At 36.8% G+C, this 14,974-nt stretch carries 12 protein-coding genes; 6 read left to right on the plus strand and 6 right to left on the minus strand.

The window, feature by feature from the left end:
* Window positions 1-247: 247 nt before the first annotated feature.
* Both AM499_RS14190 and AM499_RS14195 read left to right on the plus strand, forming a co-directional pair.
* A complete protein-coding gene (locus AM499_RS14190) occupies window positions 248-2,008 on the plus strand; it encodes a methyl-accepting chemotaxis protein (RefSeq protein WP_053590830.1) in 1,761 nt (586 codons plus the stop codon).
* Window positions 2,009-2,107: 99 nt separating this feature from the next.
* Entirely contained in the window at window positions 2,108-2,737 is a 630-nt protein-coding gene (locus AM499_RS14195; RefSeq protein WP_053590831.1) for an alpha/beta hydrolase, read from the plus strand.
* Between the two features lie 93 nt (window positions 2,738-2,830).
* Here the strand turns inward: AM499_RS14195 and AM499_RS14200 are convergent, their stop codons facing one another.
* From AM499_RS14200 to AM499_RS14215, 4 genes are all read right to left on the minus strand, one after another.
* The gene (locus AM499_RS14200; protein WP_053590832.1) at window positions 2,831-4,024 is read right to left on the minus strand and encodes an MFS transporter; all 1,194 of its coding nucleotides are present in this window, start codon (window positions 4,022-4,024) and stop codon (window positions 2,831-2,833) included.
* Window positions 4,025-4,052: 28 nt separating this feature from the next.
* On the minus strand, window positions 4,053-4,745 hold the full coding sequence (locus AM499_RS14205; RefSeq protein ID WP_053590833.1) for a Type 1 glutamine amidotransferase-like domain-containing protein: 693 nt from the start codon (window positions 4,743-4,745) through the stop codon (window positions 4,053-4,055).
* A 324-nt stretch (window positions 4,746-5,069) separates the two neighbouring features.
* Window positions 5,070-5,648 carry a methyl-accepting chemotaxis protein gene (locus AM499_RS22430; protein WP_442853796.1) on the minus strand — a complete coding sequence of 193 codons (579 nt, stop codon included), beginning with the start codon at window positions 5,646-5,648 and terminating at the stop codon, window positions 5,070-5,072.
* Window positions 5,649-7,075: 1,427 nt separating this feature from the next.
* Window positions 7,076-8,497 (minus strand): NAD-dependent succinate-semialdehyde dehydrogenase, encoded by a 1,422-nt coding sequence (locus tag AM499_RS14215; protein WP_231687466.1) that lies wholly within the window; start codon window positions 8,495-8,497, stop codon window positions 7,076-7,078.
* A gap of 204 nt (window positions 8,498-8,701) precedes the next feature.
* Here AM499_RS14215 and AM499_RS14220 point away from each other — a divergent pair, with 204 nt between their 5' ends.
* The 4 genes from AM499_RS14220 to AM499_RS14235 all read left to right on the plus strand — a co-directional run bounded on the left by AM499_RS14220 (window position 8,702) and on the right by AM499_RS14235 (window position 12,113).
* Window positions 8,702-9,403: a response regulator transcription factor gene (locus AM499_RS14220; RefSeq protein WP_053590835.1), complete on the plus strand. Its 702-nt coding sequence runs from the start codon at window positions 8,702-8,704 to the stop codon at window positions 9,401-9,403.
* Window positions 9,400-10,758, plus strand: coding sequence for a sensor histidine kinase (locus AM499_RS14225; RefSeq protein ID WP_053590836.1), 1,359 nt, complete (start codon window positions 9,400-9,402; stop codon window positions 10,756-10,758). The genes AM499_RS14220 and AM499_RS14225 overlap by 4 nt, the downstream gene beginning before the upstream one ends.
* Before the next feature lie 80 nt (window positions 10,759-10,838).
* Window positions 10,839-11,435, plus strand: coding sequence for a PepSY domain-containing protein (locus AM499_RS14230; protein WP_053590837.1), 597 nt, complete (start codon window positions 10,839-10,841; stop codon window positions 11,433-11,435).
* 108 nt (window positions 11,436-11,543) lie between these two features.
* Complete coding sequence (locus AM499_RS14235) at window positions 11,544-12,113, plus strand: PepSY domain-containing protein (protein ID WP_053590838.1); 570 nt, start codon at window positions 11,544-11,546, stop codon at window positions 12,111-12,113.
* Window positions 12,114-12,205: 92 nt separating this feature from the next.
* Here AM499_RS14235 and AM499_RS14240 read toward each other — a convergent pair whose 3' ends face one another.
* Window positions 12,206-13,642, minus strand: coding sequence for a M20 family metallopeptidase (locus AM499_RS14240; protein WP_053590839.1), 1,437 nt, complete (start codon window positions 13,640-13,642; stop codon window positions 12,206-12,208).
* Complete coding sequence (locus tag AM499_RS14245) at window positions 13,643-14,953, minus strand: amidohydrolase (protein ID WP_053590840.1); 1,311 nt, start codon at window positions 14,951-14,953, stop codon at window positions 13,643-13,645. It abuts the gene before it with no gap.
* Between the last annotated feature and the right edge of the window lie 21 nt (window positions 14,954-14,974).

Here is a 14,974-nt window from a genome sequence, read left to right on the forward strand (position 1 = left end):
CTGTTTATTTTTATTAAAACTTACGATTACATAACCTCTTTTTAATGACAGGAAAATTATTATTCTCAAGTTATTGACACACTTCAATATTTATTATATTGTTTACTTTGTCTTTATAATACGAAATACCTAATTATCGGAATATTGTAGTAAAAAGGTAATGTTCACTTGCATTTCTTTAAGTAATTCAATAGAGACAGAAGCCAATACATAACTTCAAAGAAATAGAAACGAAAGGTGTTTTAAAATGAACTTTAAAAATATTATAAAAAGGATGTCTTCCATTAAATTTAAACTTATTAGTATTTCCATCCTGCTTTTAGTAATTCCTTTAATTGTTCTTGGAATCGCTAGTTATGAAAGGAGTGCTTCCAGCTTAGATGAAATCGGAGAACAGAACCTAAAAAATAGCGTAGAAATGACCCTTGAAATGATACGTGTATTAAATGAAAGCGTAGAAAAAGGCGATTTGTCACTAATTGAAGCACAGGAAAAAGTTAAGAAAGCTATACTAGGCGATGTAAATCCAGATGGAACACGTCCAATCAATAAAAATATCGGCTTAGGTGAACATGGATACATGTATGTTTTGGATAGTGAAGGACTAGAACTTGCTCATCCAACCGCTGAAGGTGAAAATCTTTGGGACTCAGAAGATTCTAACGGAGTTAAATTTGTTCAAGAAATAATTAAAATGGGGAATGATGGTGGTGGATTCGTTTATTATGAATGGCCGCATCCAACAAACAACAAAGTGATAGAGACAAAGGTGTCTTATTCTGAAACCGATCCTTATTGGGGTTGGGTAGTCAATGCAAGTACTTTTATGATGGATTTCAATCAACCCGCTAATGAAATTTTACAGATGATTTCTATAGTAATTGGAATTACATTAATTGTTGGTATCTTGATCATATGGTTGTTTGCTAATAGTATTGCTAAACCGATTAAGAAAGTGTCTGAACATATGAACCATCTTGCTCATGGTGATTTGACTCAAGGACATATACAAGTGAAATCAAAAGATGAGACTGGCCAGCTTGCAGACGCAATGAATAAAATGCAAAGTAGTATAATAAATGCAATGAAAAGTATATCTAGTAGCTCAGAAACATTGTCGAGCCATAGTGAAGAGCTAACTCAATCTGCTAATGAAATGAAAGCAGGTACTGAACAAATAGCTACAACCATGCAGGAGTTGGCTTTTGGAACAGAATCACAAGCCAATAGCACTGGAGAATTGTCTTCCATAATGGATTCGTTTGTTTCTAGAGTGATAGAAGCTAATGAAAACGGAGAAAAAATCCAACATTCAACAAGTGAAGTTCTACAGATGACTAACAAGGGCAAGCATTTGATGGAATCCTCTAATAAACAGATGGAGAGAGTAAATGAGATTATAAGAGAATCCGTTCAACAATTCCAAGGTTTCGAGGAACGCACGAAAGAAATAGCTAATCTCGTTACCGTGATACGTGATATTGCAGGGCAAACCAATCTTTTAGCATTAAATGCTTCGATTGAAGCGGCACGCGCTGGAGAACACGGAAAAGGATTTGCTGTAGTTGCAGACGAAGTAAGGAAGCTTGCAGAGCAAGTAAATGATTCTGTCACTGACATTACGGCCATTGTAAATAATACACAAGAAGAGTTTATTGAAGTAAAAAGTTTCTTACAGAGTGGATATAATGAGGTCGAAGAAGGCGCAGGTCAAATTAAATCTACAGGCGAAGCGATTAACAATATCAATGTTTTAGTATTAGAAATGGTTGAAAATGTCCAAACAATCTCTAATAACTTATCTGAAATCGCAGCTAATAGCCAAGAGATGAATGGTTCAATAGAAGAAATAGCAGCTATATCGGAAGAATCAGCAGCGGGAGTAGAACAAACTGCCGCAACCGCGGAAGAAGCTAGTAGTTCGATGGAAGAAGTAGCTGAAAGCGCAGAACAACTTGCGAAGTTAGCTGAAGATTTAAATGGAGTTGTACAACACTTTAAACTTTAAAGGATAGATTTTACACTTTGTATAATGTCGAATGACTTATACAAAGTGTTTTATTTTTGTTAAAATGGATTTACTTTAGCCTGAAGGGACGAAAAATAAATGAACTCACCTTTTACATACAAATATACCGCTCCACAGGTAGCAGAAAAAAATCAACCAACTTTGTTTTTATTACACGGCATGGGAAGTAATGAAGAGGATTTGCCTCAGCTAGTGAAGGACTTTGAAAAGACACATCATATTTTTAGCTTGCGCGGACCAATTGTTTTCAACCCTGGGTACGCGTTTTTTACAATAGAAGAAGAGGGCAAACCAAATCGAGAAGTATTTGATAAAGTACTGGTCTATATTCAATCTTTTATTCGCGAGACAATTGTAGAATTTGAGTTGGATTCTAACCAAATTTCTGTACTTGGCTTTAGTCAAGGTGCTGTGCTAGCACAAGCATTAGCTTTAACTATGGGAAATGAATTGAATAGTGTTGTTGCTTTGAGTGGCTATATACCGGACTTTGTAAAAAATGAATATAGCAAAAGATCTATTGATCATTTAGATATTTTTATTTCTCATGGTGATTATGATTACATTATTCCTTTCCAATGGGGTGCTGAAAGTAAGGATTATTTCGAAAGGCTCGGTGCTAAGGTTACCTTTAAAACATATAACGATGGTCACGGTGTACCACCGGAAAATCAGCAGGATCTTGTGGAGTTTTTGAAGAAGAATTAATGTTTGATTATATGAAATCAGATTGCTCGTTCATCCATTAAATGAATAAGTGGAAAACCAAATAGAAAAAGAAGAAGCTCAGAAATAGGATACTTATTTCTGAGCTTCTTTCAACGTAAATTTTAGAAAGAAGGATAAGATTACCGAAATTAGAAGGAAACTTGCTATTAAACCTATGACTCCGTTCCAGCCAAACTTGGACCAAAAAATCCCGCCTGCAGTACCTCCAATACTAGAGCCGACATAATAGAAAAATAAATAAAGCGAAGAAGCTTGTGCCTTATCATGTTCCGCTCTTTTACTCACCCATCCACTCGCGATGGAATGCGCTCCAAAAAATCCAAAAGTAAATATAATAATGCCAACAATTTTCAGTGTTAATCCAACATTAATCGTTAGGATAGCACCAGCAAACATAATGCCTATTCCAACAAATAACATTTTTTGTCTACCATATCGATCCGCTAGGCTACCAAGCCATGTGGAGCTGAATGTTCCTACCAAATAAATAATAAAAATCCACCCGACAATCGTTGTACTAAGTGAATAAGGAGGACCTAGCAATTTAAAACTGATGTAATTATATAATGATACAAAACTCGCCATCAGTGTAAAGCCTATACCAAAAAGACAAAGCATACTTGAATCTTTTAAATGTGCTATAAGCGAATTAGTTAAAGCTCTAAATTGTAACTTTCTTGGCTCAAAATGTCGAGAATTTGGTAAAGAAATGACAAAATAAATGCTAATCGCTAGACTTAATAAACCAAGAAAAACCATTCCAATTTTCCAGCTAAATAAATCTGTCATCGTCCCCATAATAATACGACCTGCTAGCCCGCCAATCGAATTTCCACTTATATAAAGTCCCATTGCAACTCCTAGACTAGCCGGCTCTACTTCTTCCCCCAAATAAGCCATTGCAATTGCCGGAAGTCCGGCAAAAGCAACCCCTTGAATCACTCGTAATACAAGTAGCACTTCAAAATTTGGAGAAAACGCAATTATTAATGTCAAAATAGAAGCCGCAAGGATGGAAATCGTCATCAATCGTTTACGTCCCCATGCTTCTGAAAGAGATCCGAAGATGACAAGGCATATAGCTAAAGCAAATGTAGTAAATGAAAGGGACAAACTAGCCACAGCTGGTGACACCTGAAATTCTCTTGAAAATTCAGGAAGAATCGGTTGTGTGATGTATAAATTAGCAAACGTTATAAACCCTGCTGCAAATAATGCAAAGTTAACTTTTTTATATTCTTTCGTTCCTTTTTGTATATATTCCATCAGTATATCGCCTCAATATGTTTTGTAACTAGTTTTTAAAACCTAAATAAGTTGTGGATAACTTCTCTTCTTTGTTCTTATCCACACGATATCCACTAGCATGTGGACGAGAACTTACAACAGAGTATAATTTTTCATCTATAAAATGCAGAGCAACCCCATCGTCCGCTGCATATCCTGCACCAATAACGCCTTCATTGATAAACTTTTGATAAACAGGGCGTCTATCTTCTTCCCCATCATAATGTGGACAATTACTACCAGAAATCAAACCCAGACATGAGATAGGTTCAAGCTCGTCCCCGAAGGAATCCGTTGTACCTTCTTCAAACCAACAAAGTGACCCCGCACTGATCCCAGCTAAAATAATTCCATTGTTGTATGCTTCTCGAATAATTATATCCAATTCCCACTCTTTCCAAAGAGCCATGAGGTTTTTCGTGTTACCTCCCCCTACATAGAGAATGTCCTGGTCGAGAATGAATTTCTTAATATCACGGGTATGTGGTTTAAACAACGATAAATGGGAAGGCTCACATGCCTCATTTTGAAAAAAATTATAAAAACGTTCAATATAACTATCTGCATCTCCGCTAGCCGTACCAATAAAACAAATTTTTGGCCTATCCTTTTTGGATTGCTTCAAAATATATCGATCTAATAATGGATTTTCAGGCTCCATGGAGAAACCTCCACCACCCATTGCAATAATTTGTTTCATTTACTATTCCCCCATCCTGATTTCTTTTTACTAATAGTAACATGAAAAAAAGAACTTGCACTTCAACTATTTTGAATAGTTAAAATGCAAGTCTTTGAAAAATATTAGAGAGAAAGAAAAACTAGTGAACGCACGTTAAAGACTAGAACACGGATGTGCGCTTGCCGCACGTTACGCTTGAGCCTCCGCAGGATGAGTCGCTCCTTCGTCGCTCTCACATCCTGGCAACACCCTTTCAAAACAGTGTAAATTTATCAGATATATAGACTACTTTATTCTCTACTTTTACGCTAACTGGTTAAATCACAAGTAATAAATAAATAATTAAATACGAAATTTCGAAATATCCTGGATCATTTCTTGCATGGAAGCTTGAAGTTTATATACTTCATCATTTAACTCTTCAACTAGCTCTACTTGTTGGTCAGATGATTTTGCAACACTCGTTGTATCTTCTGTATTCTGACGAACAACACCATTCATCTCTTCTGTCGATGCAAGCACCTCTTCTGAGCTCGCTGACATTTGTTCAATAATAGCTGAGTCTTCTTGAATTCCATCATTGACCTTAACCACAGCTTGTAGGATCATTTCTAAACGTTCTCCGATAGTATGAACCTCGCTATTTCCTTCTTTCGCCAATACAGAAGATTGGTTCATTTCCTCCGTTACACGACTTGTAATCTCTTCAAATTTCTGAAGCTGCATACGAATATCCTCTGCAGAAGATCGTGACATCTCCGCTAACTTGCGTACTTCATCAGCTACAACTGCAAAGCCTTTACCTGCCTCGCCTGCTCGTGCCGCTTCGATTGCTGCATTTAATGCAAGTAAATTTGTTTGTTCTGCGATGCTCGTAATAACCTTTACCATTTCTTCAATTGAGCGATACTTTTCGCCCATTTCTTCTACATGCTCACTCGTTTTTAGTACAGATTTTTCTACCGTTTCGATTTTCTCAATAACCTTTTCTGAATCTGAAACACTATTTTCCACAAGCTTTGTCATGTCAAAAGATGAATTTGACATAGATGTTGTAGAATCAGCCATACGTTGAATTCCTGCAGCCATTTCTTCCATAGCATTTAGCACTTCATTATTACTTATATGTTGCTTCTCTCCATTAATGGCTAGGCTAGTTATATTTTGAGCAATAGCATCATTTGAGACACGCACTTTATTCATTGTATCCTGGATTCGATATGTAAAATCATTGACTTCCATAGAAGAATCCTTCATCATCTTTAATGTTTTCTTTAACTGTAACAATGATGTAGAAAATGCCTGAACAAAATCTGCAATTTCGTTTTTTGCCTTATATTGAATTTGCGATACTTGCTCTTCTGCGCCTTTCAAATCCCCATTTGCAAAATTGGTCGTCGCCTCTTTTAATTCTGAAAGAGGGTGCAGTATTTTATATGTACTTCGATAGATTATGTACAATACAACAAGACAGATTACTATTATTAAAGAAAACACAATCGGAAGAACAGACGACAAAACATCTTTTTGTATCCCTTGTACTACATCAGCTGAAATATCTACTCCAAGAACCGCAATAGCTTTACCTGATGCATCCTTAATCGGTACATATCCAGTTATATATTCTCCAAATTCTCCATCACTCTGAATATTAGTAAATAAAGAGCCCTTCTCAATTGCTTCTTGAATTTCCTTCCCGGAGGTGCCAGTAGACTCTAGACCTATAGTTCCGACTAGCGCAGGATCTTCATCACGTGGTGCTGCATAAACCAAAAAGGTTGGATTCTTTCCTGGCTCTGGAATGGAAAAAGTATAAGCATATAAAACACCATTTTTCTCTTTTAAATCATTTAGTTGATCTCTTAACTCCCAATAGAGATCATCCTCTTCTAAAATAGTATTGAACTTTTTATATTGTTCTCCATCAATTTGATTGGCAAAGTTACTCGCAATTTGCGATGCTTGTGCACCCATTGTTTTCTCGACACTCGTATTTGTATTCCAATAAACAATTCCCCCGAAAATAACAGCGATTAATGTAAATGTAACTAGAGCAAACAGTAAAATATGCTTACCTAATTTTGTCTTCTTCATTTCTTATCCCCTTCCTCCAAGATATAATAATAGCAGAAAATTGCGCAAATAAAAGATAAATATTTGTATTTTATAGATATTTTTTATCATAAATAAAAAATGATTGAATCCATTTTACCTATTTACCCGTTTATACCTTTTATTACTATTGATACATTATCGCAAAAAATAAAAAGCTAAAACAAATAAAAAAGCATGCCATCCCAAAAATCTTTACAAGATAATCGGATATGCATGCTTTTTATAAATTTAGACTATAAACCAAGAGAAATGTACTTAATCTCTAAGTATTCGTCCATTCCATGGTGACCACCTTCACGGCCGAGTCCACTTTGTTTAAATCCTCCAAATGGCGCCTGTGGAGTAGATGGTAAACCGTCATTCAAACCAATAATACCGTACTCTAATTTTTCTGTAATACGGATACCTCTCGAAATATTCTCTGTAAAAACATACGCTGCAAGTCCATATATAGAGTCATTCGCGCGTCGAATTGCCTCTTCTTCATCCTTAAATGTACTAATAGGGACTACTGGACCGAATGTTTCTTCCTGCATACAAAGCATGTCATCAGTGACATTCGTTAAAATGGTCGGTTCAAAGAAAAGACCTTCTTTTCTTTTCCCACCAAGTTTTACTTCTGCTCCTTTTGAGGCTGCATCATCTACATGCTCCTGAGCTTTTTCCACAGCAGAATCGTTAATAAGCGGACCGATTGTCACGCCATCTTCGAGACCATTACCAATCTTCAACTTCTTCGTTTTTTCTATTAATAACTCAGTAAACTTCTGTGCAATCGATTCCTGCACGTATACACGATTAATACATACACAGGTTTGACCAGCATTTCGGAATTTCGCGGCAAGCACATTTTCTGCAGCCTTTTCTAAATTACAATCTTCCATAATGATAGAAGGTGCATGCCCCCCCAATTCAAGCGAAACTTTTTTGACTGTATCCGCCGCACCTTTCATTAACCGCTTTCCTACCTCTGTAGAACCTGTAAAAGTCAGTTTTCGAACACGGGAGTCTTCTATCCAAGCATTTCCAATAGAATTAGAATCGCCTGTTACTATATTTACAACCCCATCTGGTATTCCTGCTGCTTTTGCAAGTTGCACCAACTTGATTGCCGTGAGAGGTGTCTGTCCAGCAGGTTTTATTACTACAGTACAGCCAGAAGCGAGAGCCGGACCAACCTTTCTTGTAATCATTGCTGCTGGAAAGTTCCAAGGAGTAATAACTGCTACAACGCCCACCGGTTGTTTATGCACAAAAATACGTTTATTTTGTTGAGTTGCGGGAATCATTTCTCCATAAATACGTTTCCCTTCTTCTGCATACCAGGAAATAAACCCATTTGCATAATTGATTTCCCCTCTTGCTTCTGTAAGAGGTTTCCCTTGCTCCTCTGTCATCGTTTTGGCAAGGTCTTCCGTATGATCCTTAATCAGATTATGCCAATTTTGTATTAGTTCACTTCGTTCATATGCAGATAAAGCAGACCATTTTTTAAATGCTTCATAAGCTACATCGACTGCTTGTATCGCTTCTTCCTTACCTCCTTTTGGAACAGTCGCAAAAACTTCTCCTGTTGCAGGGTTACTGACTTCAATAACAGGTAATTCTTTTCCAACTTCCGCTCCATTAATGATCATGTAATATTGTCTAGACATCCGTCTCCACTCCATTTCATATATTCTTTCTATGTTATCTACATTATAAAGATACCCCTCACAACATATTAATAAAACGATTTTATATTGTAATGACACAAGAGAACTAGGAAATAAATTATCAGAATGTTCGAGTTCCTGGCAAAATTAAGTAGTGTAGAATAGAATAAAGACGTCAAATGCTTACATAAGGTGGTATCGCTTTTGTTAAAAGAATCTATTTTAATAGTAGAAGATGAAGAAAAAATTTTAAGATTGCTGGAAATAGAATTAGAATTTGAAGGTTATGAAATTGGAAAGGCTACAAATGGTTTAGATGCCTTAGAATCCTACCGCGCAAGAAATTGGGATTTGATATTACTTGATGTTATGTTGCCAGAAATGAGCGGAATAGAACTTCTCCGACGCATTCGTGTAAAGGACTCATTCATTCCAGTAGTTTTATTAACAGCCAAGGACTCCATAGAAGATAAAGTATCCGGTCTTGACCTGGGAGCCAATGACTATATTACAAAGCCTTTTCGTATGGAAGAATTACTAGCAAGAATACGAGCTGTTTTAAGGATAAAGCAGGCCACAGCACCAAAATTGGAAGAGAATGACGAGTGGATATATGTAAGTGACTTAAAGATAAATGAAAAAACGAGAGAAGTCATTCGAAGCAAAAACGATATAACTCTAACACCAAAGGAATACGATCTACTTTTATATTTACTTAAAAACAAGCGTCAAGTTTTAGACCGTGAGCAAATTTTAGAGGCGGTTTGGGGCTATGATTATTTTGGAGAAACAAAAATTGTTGATGTTTATATTCGTTATCTCCGAAAAAAAATCGACGCTGACTTTGATTATCCATTAATTCATACAGTAAGGGGCGTAGGCTACGTCTTAAAGGAAGTTACATGAAACTACGAAATAAAATAAATTTATATACTTCGGTGTTATTTATCGTTTTATTAATTCTAATGAATACTTCTATCTACCTTCTTTTCAGTCATCTTATGATGTCAAATGAACTTGATCGCGCCAAAGCTGAAGTGGAAAAAATCGCTTCAGATGTGCGGCGTGAAATTGATCGAATTGCACCTAACAAGCTTCTCCTAGCCTATGTGCCAGTGAATGGGATGATCCAAGTATTAAACGAGGATTTGACAACTGAAGCAAAAATAACATCTGCCTCAGAGACAGCCTTAAAGTCACGAAAAAGCAACTTTTCTGCGGGCGAAGTAAGCAAAATAATTTCGTTTGGAAACAAGCAGTATGTTTTTGTTTCCTATCCAGTCGTTTGGAATGACGGGCGAGTTGTTAACCTTCAAGTGATTAGTAGTATACATGCAACAGATGAGATGATTAAGATTCTGGGTATTGTGTTAATTGGTGTAACGATTATCGCGATGATACCTGTATTTATCTCTAGCAGAATTCTTAGTAATTTAATCATACAGCCGATCAGACTAATGATTAATACGATGAAAGAAATACAGAAAAGTGGTCACTTTAAAAGACTTAAGCTTGAAGAGACTTCTGAGGAAGAGCTAGTGGAAATGGGTGAAACCTTTAACCATATGATTGATTTGCTACAAACTAACTTTGAAAAGCAAGAACAATTCGTGTCGAACGCTTCTCACGAACTAAGAACTCCCTTAACTATTATTGAGAACTACTCGGATCTTTTAAAACGAAGAGGTCTAGAGCGACCCGACCTATTTGAAGAATCTATAGAAGCGATACACTCAGAGGCTGTTCGAATGAGAGAAATGACGGAACAGCTCTTACAATTAGCAAAACCTCAGGAACAATGGAATATCCAAATGGAACAAATAAATGTAACAGAGCTCGTCTTGGAAACTGCTAATACGTTTCAAAACACCTACCAAAGAGAGATTTCCGTCGAAAGCAATGAAATGTTTACTGGTTATACCGATCATCAAAAGCTAAAACAACTTCTTTTTATATTTTTAGATAATGCCAGAAAGTACAGCGAAGAACGCATTACTATATATGTTAGTGCTACCTCTAATGAAACATTTATACAAATTGAAGATAGAGGAATTGGAATCCCAAAGGCAGACTTACCAAAAATATATGATCGATTTTACCGTGTCGATCAAGCTAGAAGCAGAAAGCAAGGAGGGTCAGGTTTAGGACTTACTATGGCAAAAGAAATAGCCAAGGCAATCGGGGCACGAATCGAACTGAATAGCTTAGAAAACCGCGGTACAACGGTTACACTTTTTTTCAAAACGAAAAATGCTAAGTAAAATAACAATTTATTTCTCACCATTTTTTAACTTTCCCGTTATATACTATTGCCACAAACTGTTACAAGGGGGATTGCACAATGAAGACAAAGAAATGGGTATGGGTATCTGGAGCTATACTCCTCGTTTCCCTACTTTTAATCGTATGGTTTCAATGGTTATCTCCATCCATTTCTGCTCAAGGGTTATCAGTGGAAGAAGCGAATGCTGTTGCGATAGACCAATATGCAGGAGACATTATCCGAACGACAAAAACTCATGATGAATACCAGATAGAAATGCAGATTGAAAATGGTATATACAATATTAAGATAGATGCAAAGAGCGGAAATATTCTTTCCTTGAAACAACTGGAAAAGGCCAAAGAACAACCTGTTGAGCCTAAAGAGCCGCCAACAAATACTGAAGATGGATCCCAAAGTGAGAGTAACGATCCTAAAACACAAGATCCTGCACCAAAAGAAAACACGGTAATTACGGAACAGGAGGCACTAGATATCGCCGCAAAACATGTAAATGGTTTAGCAGATGATGATACTGAATTACATCAACCACCAGACCAAGCCCCTTATTACTTGGTTGAAGTAGAAATTGAAAATGGCGAGGAAGATCGAGAAGCTATCGTTCAAGTCGATGCATATACAGGAGAAGTAAAATCCGTTAATTGGGAAGATTAATTTCTTTTATACTTTTTCTTACCGAATTTTAACCTTCTTATAACCGTCCTTTCTTTTTCTCTGTTTATTATATAAGTGTAAGCCAAATTAAACAGAGGAGGAAACAACATGAAAAAGATGGTAATAGGGACTTTGGCAACCGCCTTAGTTATAAGTGGTGCAGTCGGAATTAGTGCATTTGCAGAGGATGACGTAAAGATTTCTACAGAGCAAAGTAATAAACTAATCGGTATTGAAAAAGCAAAAGAAATTGCATTAAAGGAAGCTAGCGGTAAATTTGATAGTGTTGAATTAGAGACGGAGAACAAAAAAACATATTACGATGTAGACATTGATGTAGATAAAAATAAAGAAATTGAAGTAAAAGTTGATGCATATACAGCAAAGGTGTTAAGTGTTAAAGAAAGTGATAACGATGACGATATGGAAGCTAGCGTTAAAACTACATCTACCACATCGCTGATCTCAGAAAAAGATGCAATTGCCCTTGCTAAAGAAAAAATGAACGGAGAAGTCATTAAAATCGAATTAGACTCAGATGACGAAAGATATGAGTATGAAATAGAATTACGTACTAAAAAAGGTGAAGCAGAAGTTAAAATCGATGCAAGTACTGGAGTTGTACTAGAGTTTGAATATGATGACGATCATGATGATGACGATGATGATGATAAATAAAATTAACTAAAAATGAGAAGGTTCTAAAACAATATCTAATTGCTTTAGAACCTTCTATCATTGTATTGATTTCAACCTGTAATATTAAATATCTATTGAATGCTCGGTCTAAGATTATCAGGCAATGGATTTCGATAGGCACTTTTTGTGCTTGCAGCTAATTCTTGCTTCGCTAAATCTATTAAGTCTGGTTTTTCAAAAATCTCAATGGCACTTGCTGCAAGAACCTTTCCTGCATATAATAATCCCTTATGAGCCAGAGAGGTTTTTCCTTGAGAGACAAGTTGCCAAGTGTGAAGTGGAGTGCCTGCTACAAAGCAAGTAGTAAAAAATTGAGCGGTAGGCACGATCCAACTAACATCTCCTACGTCTGTCGAACCTTGCATCACTTCTCTATTTTTCACATAGGGTATAATCTCTTCAAAAAAAGGATAGCCTTCTCTATAAAATTGATCTGTGATTTGATAGCTCGATAATTTCTCTGCATCTAGAATAGCCGTTTCAACCTCTTCAGATGTAATAGTTTTGGCCATTTTATGAGCATAATTCAATTCTTCCCCATTATATTCCGGCAAACCAAAATGCTGTAATTTTTCATTTATTATCATATTTAATGTATGGTTCGGTATGTAATTTGAACATGCCTTATCAAAACGAACGGATACTTTGGTTTCCGTCATTAAAGCAGCTCCATTTGCAATGTTAATAACACGCTGATAGATTTCTTCTACGTCTTTTAAATGAGGGGCACGAATGAGATACAATACCTCTGCATCTGATTGTACAACATTGGGAGAAGAGCCTCCCGTGTTTGTAACAGCATAATGGATTTTGGCATCTGAGATAATGTGTTCGCGTAAATAATTGACACCAACATTCATCAGCTCAACTGCATCTAATGCACTCCGTCCAAGATGGGGAGAATTTGCTGCATGCGAGGCTTTTCCTTCAAAAGAGAAATATACTTGATAATTTGCGAGTGAGGAGAATGAAAAAACACCCGTGTAAGAATTAGGATGCCATGTAAGCGCAACATCAATGTCTTTAAAAACACCATCTCTCACCATAAAAGTTTTACCAGATCCCCCTTCTTCTCCAGGACATCCAAAGTATTTGATAGAACCCTTTACTTTCTTTTGTTGAATTAGTTCCTTTATTGCAAGAACTCCTGCGATTCCTGCTGTACCCAATAGATTATGTCCGCATCCATGCCCGTTTGCACCTTCTTGTAAAGGTTCTCGTATATCTGATGCTTCTCTTTGACTAAGACCTGACAAAGCATCAAATTCCCCGAGTACACCAATGATAGGCTTTTCTTCTCCAAAGGTAGCTGTAAAGGCTGTTTCAATTCCACCTACTCCACGTTCAACAATAAAGCCCTTTTGTTCTAAAAAATCACTCAATATTTTGGATGATTGATATTCTTGAAATCTAGTCTCTGGTATGTCCCAAATTCGATCACTTAACGCTATTATTTCCTCTCGTTGCTCTTCTATTAACAACTCTATTAAATCTGCTAGATTATCCATTTAAAGTTTCCCACTTTCATATACATAAATTTGTTCAATTGTGGCCAACCAAGTTTCCAAAACAATTGGAAACACGTCCTCATCGATATCAAATTTTTCATGATGATGTCCAGCTGATAGTGTTGTTCCAAAGATGGAATACGTTGCAAGTCCACCTTGATTTTGAACATGATTCATCATATAAGTAGCATCTTCTGAACCGGCGGCAAATTTAGTAAGAGGTATTACTTCCACTAATTTATTTACAGTTTTTGCTGCATCCGTAACTAGTTCTATTAATTTATCAGAAGATGAACAAGTTTTGGCCGATCCCACAACTCTACAAGAAAGCTCAGTCCCATACATTTTGGAAGCTCCTTCTAGCACAGTTAAAGCTTGTTGATGGACATAGGAATGGACTTCGCTATTTTCACCGCGAGTTTCAAGCTGTAAGGAAGCATGGGCTGGAACAATATTCCGTCCATCACCCGCAATACAGGTTCCGACATTTATCCGAGAAGCCCCTCCACTATGAGGGGATATTCCATGAAGGCCTAGAATAGCAGATGCGGCAGCTAACAAAGCATTTCTTCCCTTTTCTGGCTCGGCTCCTGCATGCGCTGCCTTCCCTTTAAACGTTGCATCTATTTTAGTTGTAGCTAAAAATCCATTTGTTCCAGCAATTACGGTTCCTAATGGCACCCCAGTTCCAACATGCATACTTAAAAAATAATCCACTCCATCTACTACACCCGCATCCACCATGGATTTTGCCCCACGCACTCCTTCTTCTGCTGGTTGGAAAATTATTTTAATCGTCCCTCCAATGTACTCCAAGCTTTCTGCAAGTATTGTTGCTAAGCCTAAACCAAGAGCACTGTGGGCATCATGTCCACACGCATGCATAACTCCCTCATTTAAAGAACGAAAACCTTTTTCTGTCGGTATATGCGATGCACTATTAGTTTCTAAAATTTCCAATGCATCCATATCAAATCGAAAAGCAATAGTAGGTCCAGGCTTGTATCCTTTAAGTGTCCCAACCACACCTGTATATCCTCCTATCATTTTTTCAAGATATTCTTGGTATGCTCCAGTATTTTTTGCACGCTTATAACAAGCTTCTAACTGTTCATCAGAAGGAACACCCATACGTTCCTCTGTTAACACTTCTTTACCGATCTGTACTTCAAATCCTAAATGATTTAACTCATGCGCAATAATGGAGGCAGTGCGAAATTCTGTCCAGCCTGTTTCTGGATAACGATGAAAATCCCTTCTCCATTCACATATCTGCTCCATTAAATTAGGAGTTATAGTAAACCCATTCATCTTATTCACTCCTTAGATTTA

Source organism: Bacillus sp. FJAT-22090 (assembly GCF_001278755.1).
GTDB lineage: Bacteria > Bacillota > Bacilli > Bacillales_A > Planococcaceae > Psychrobacillus.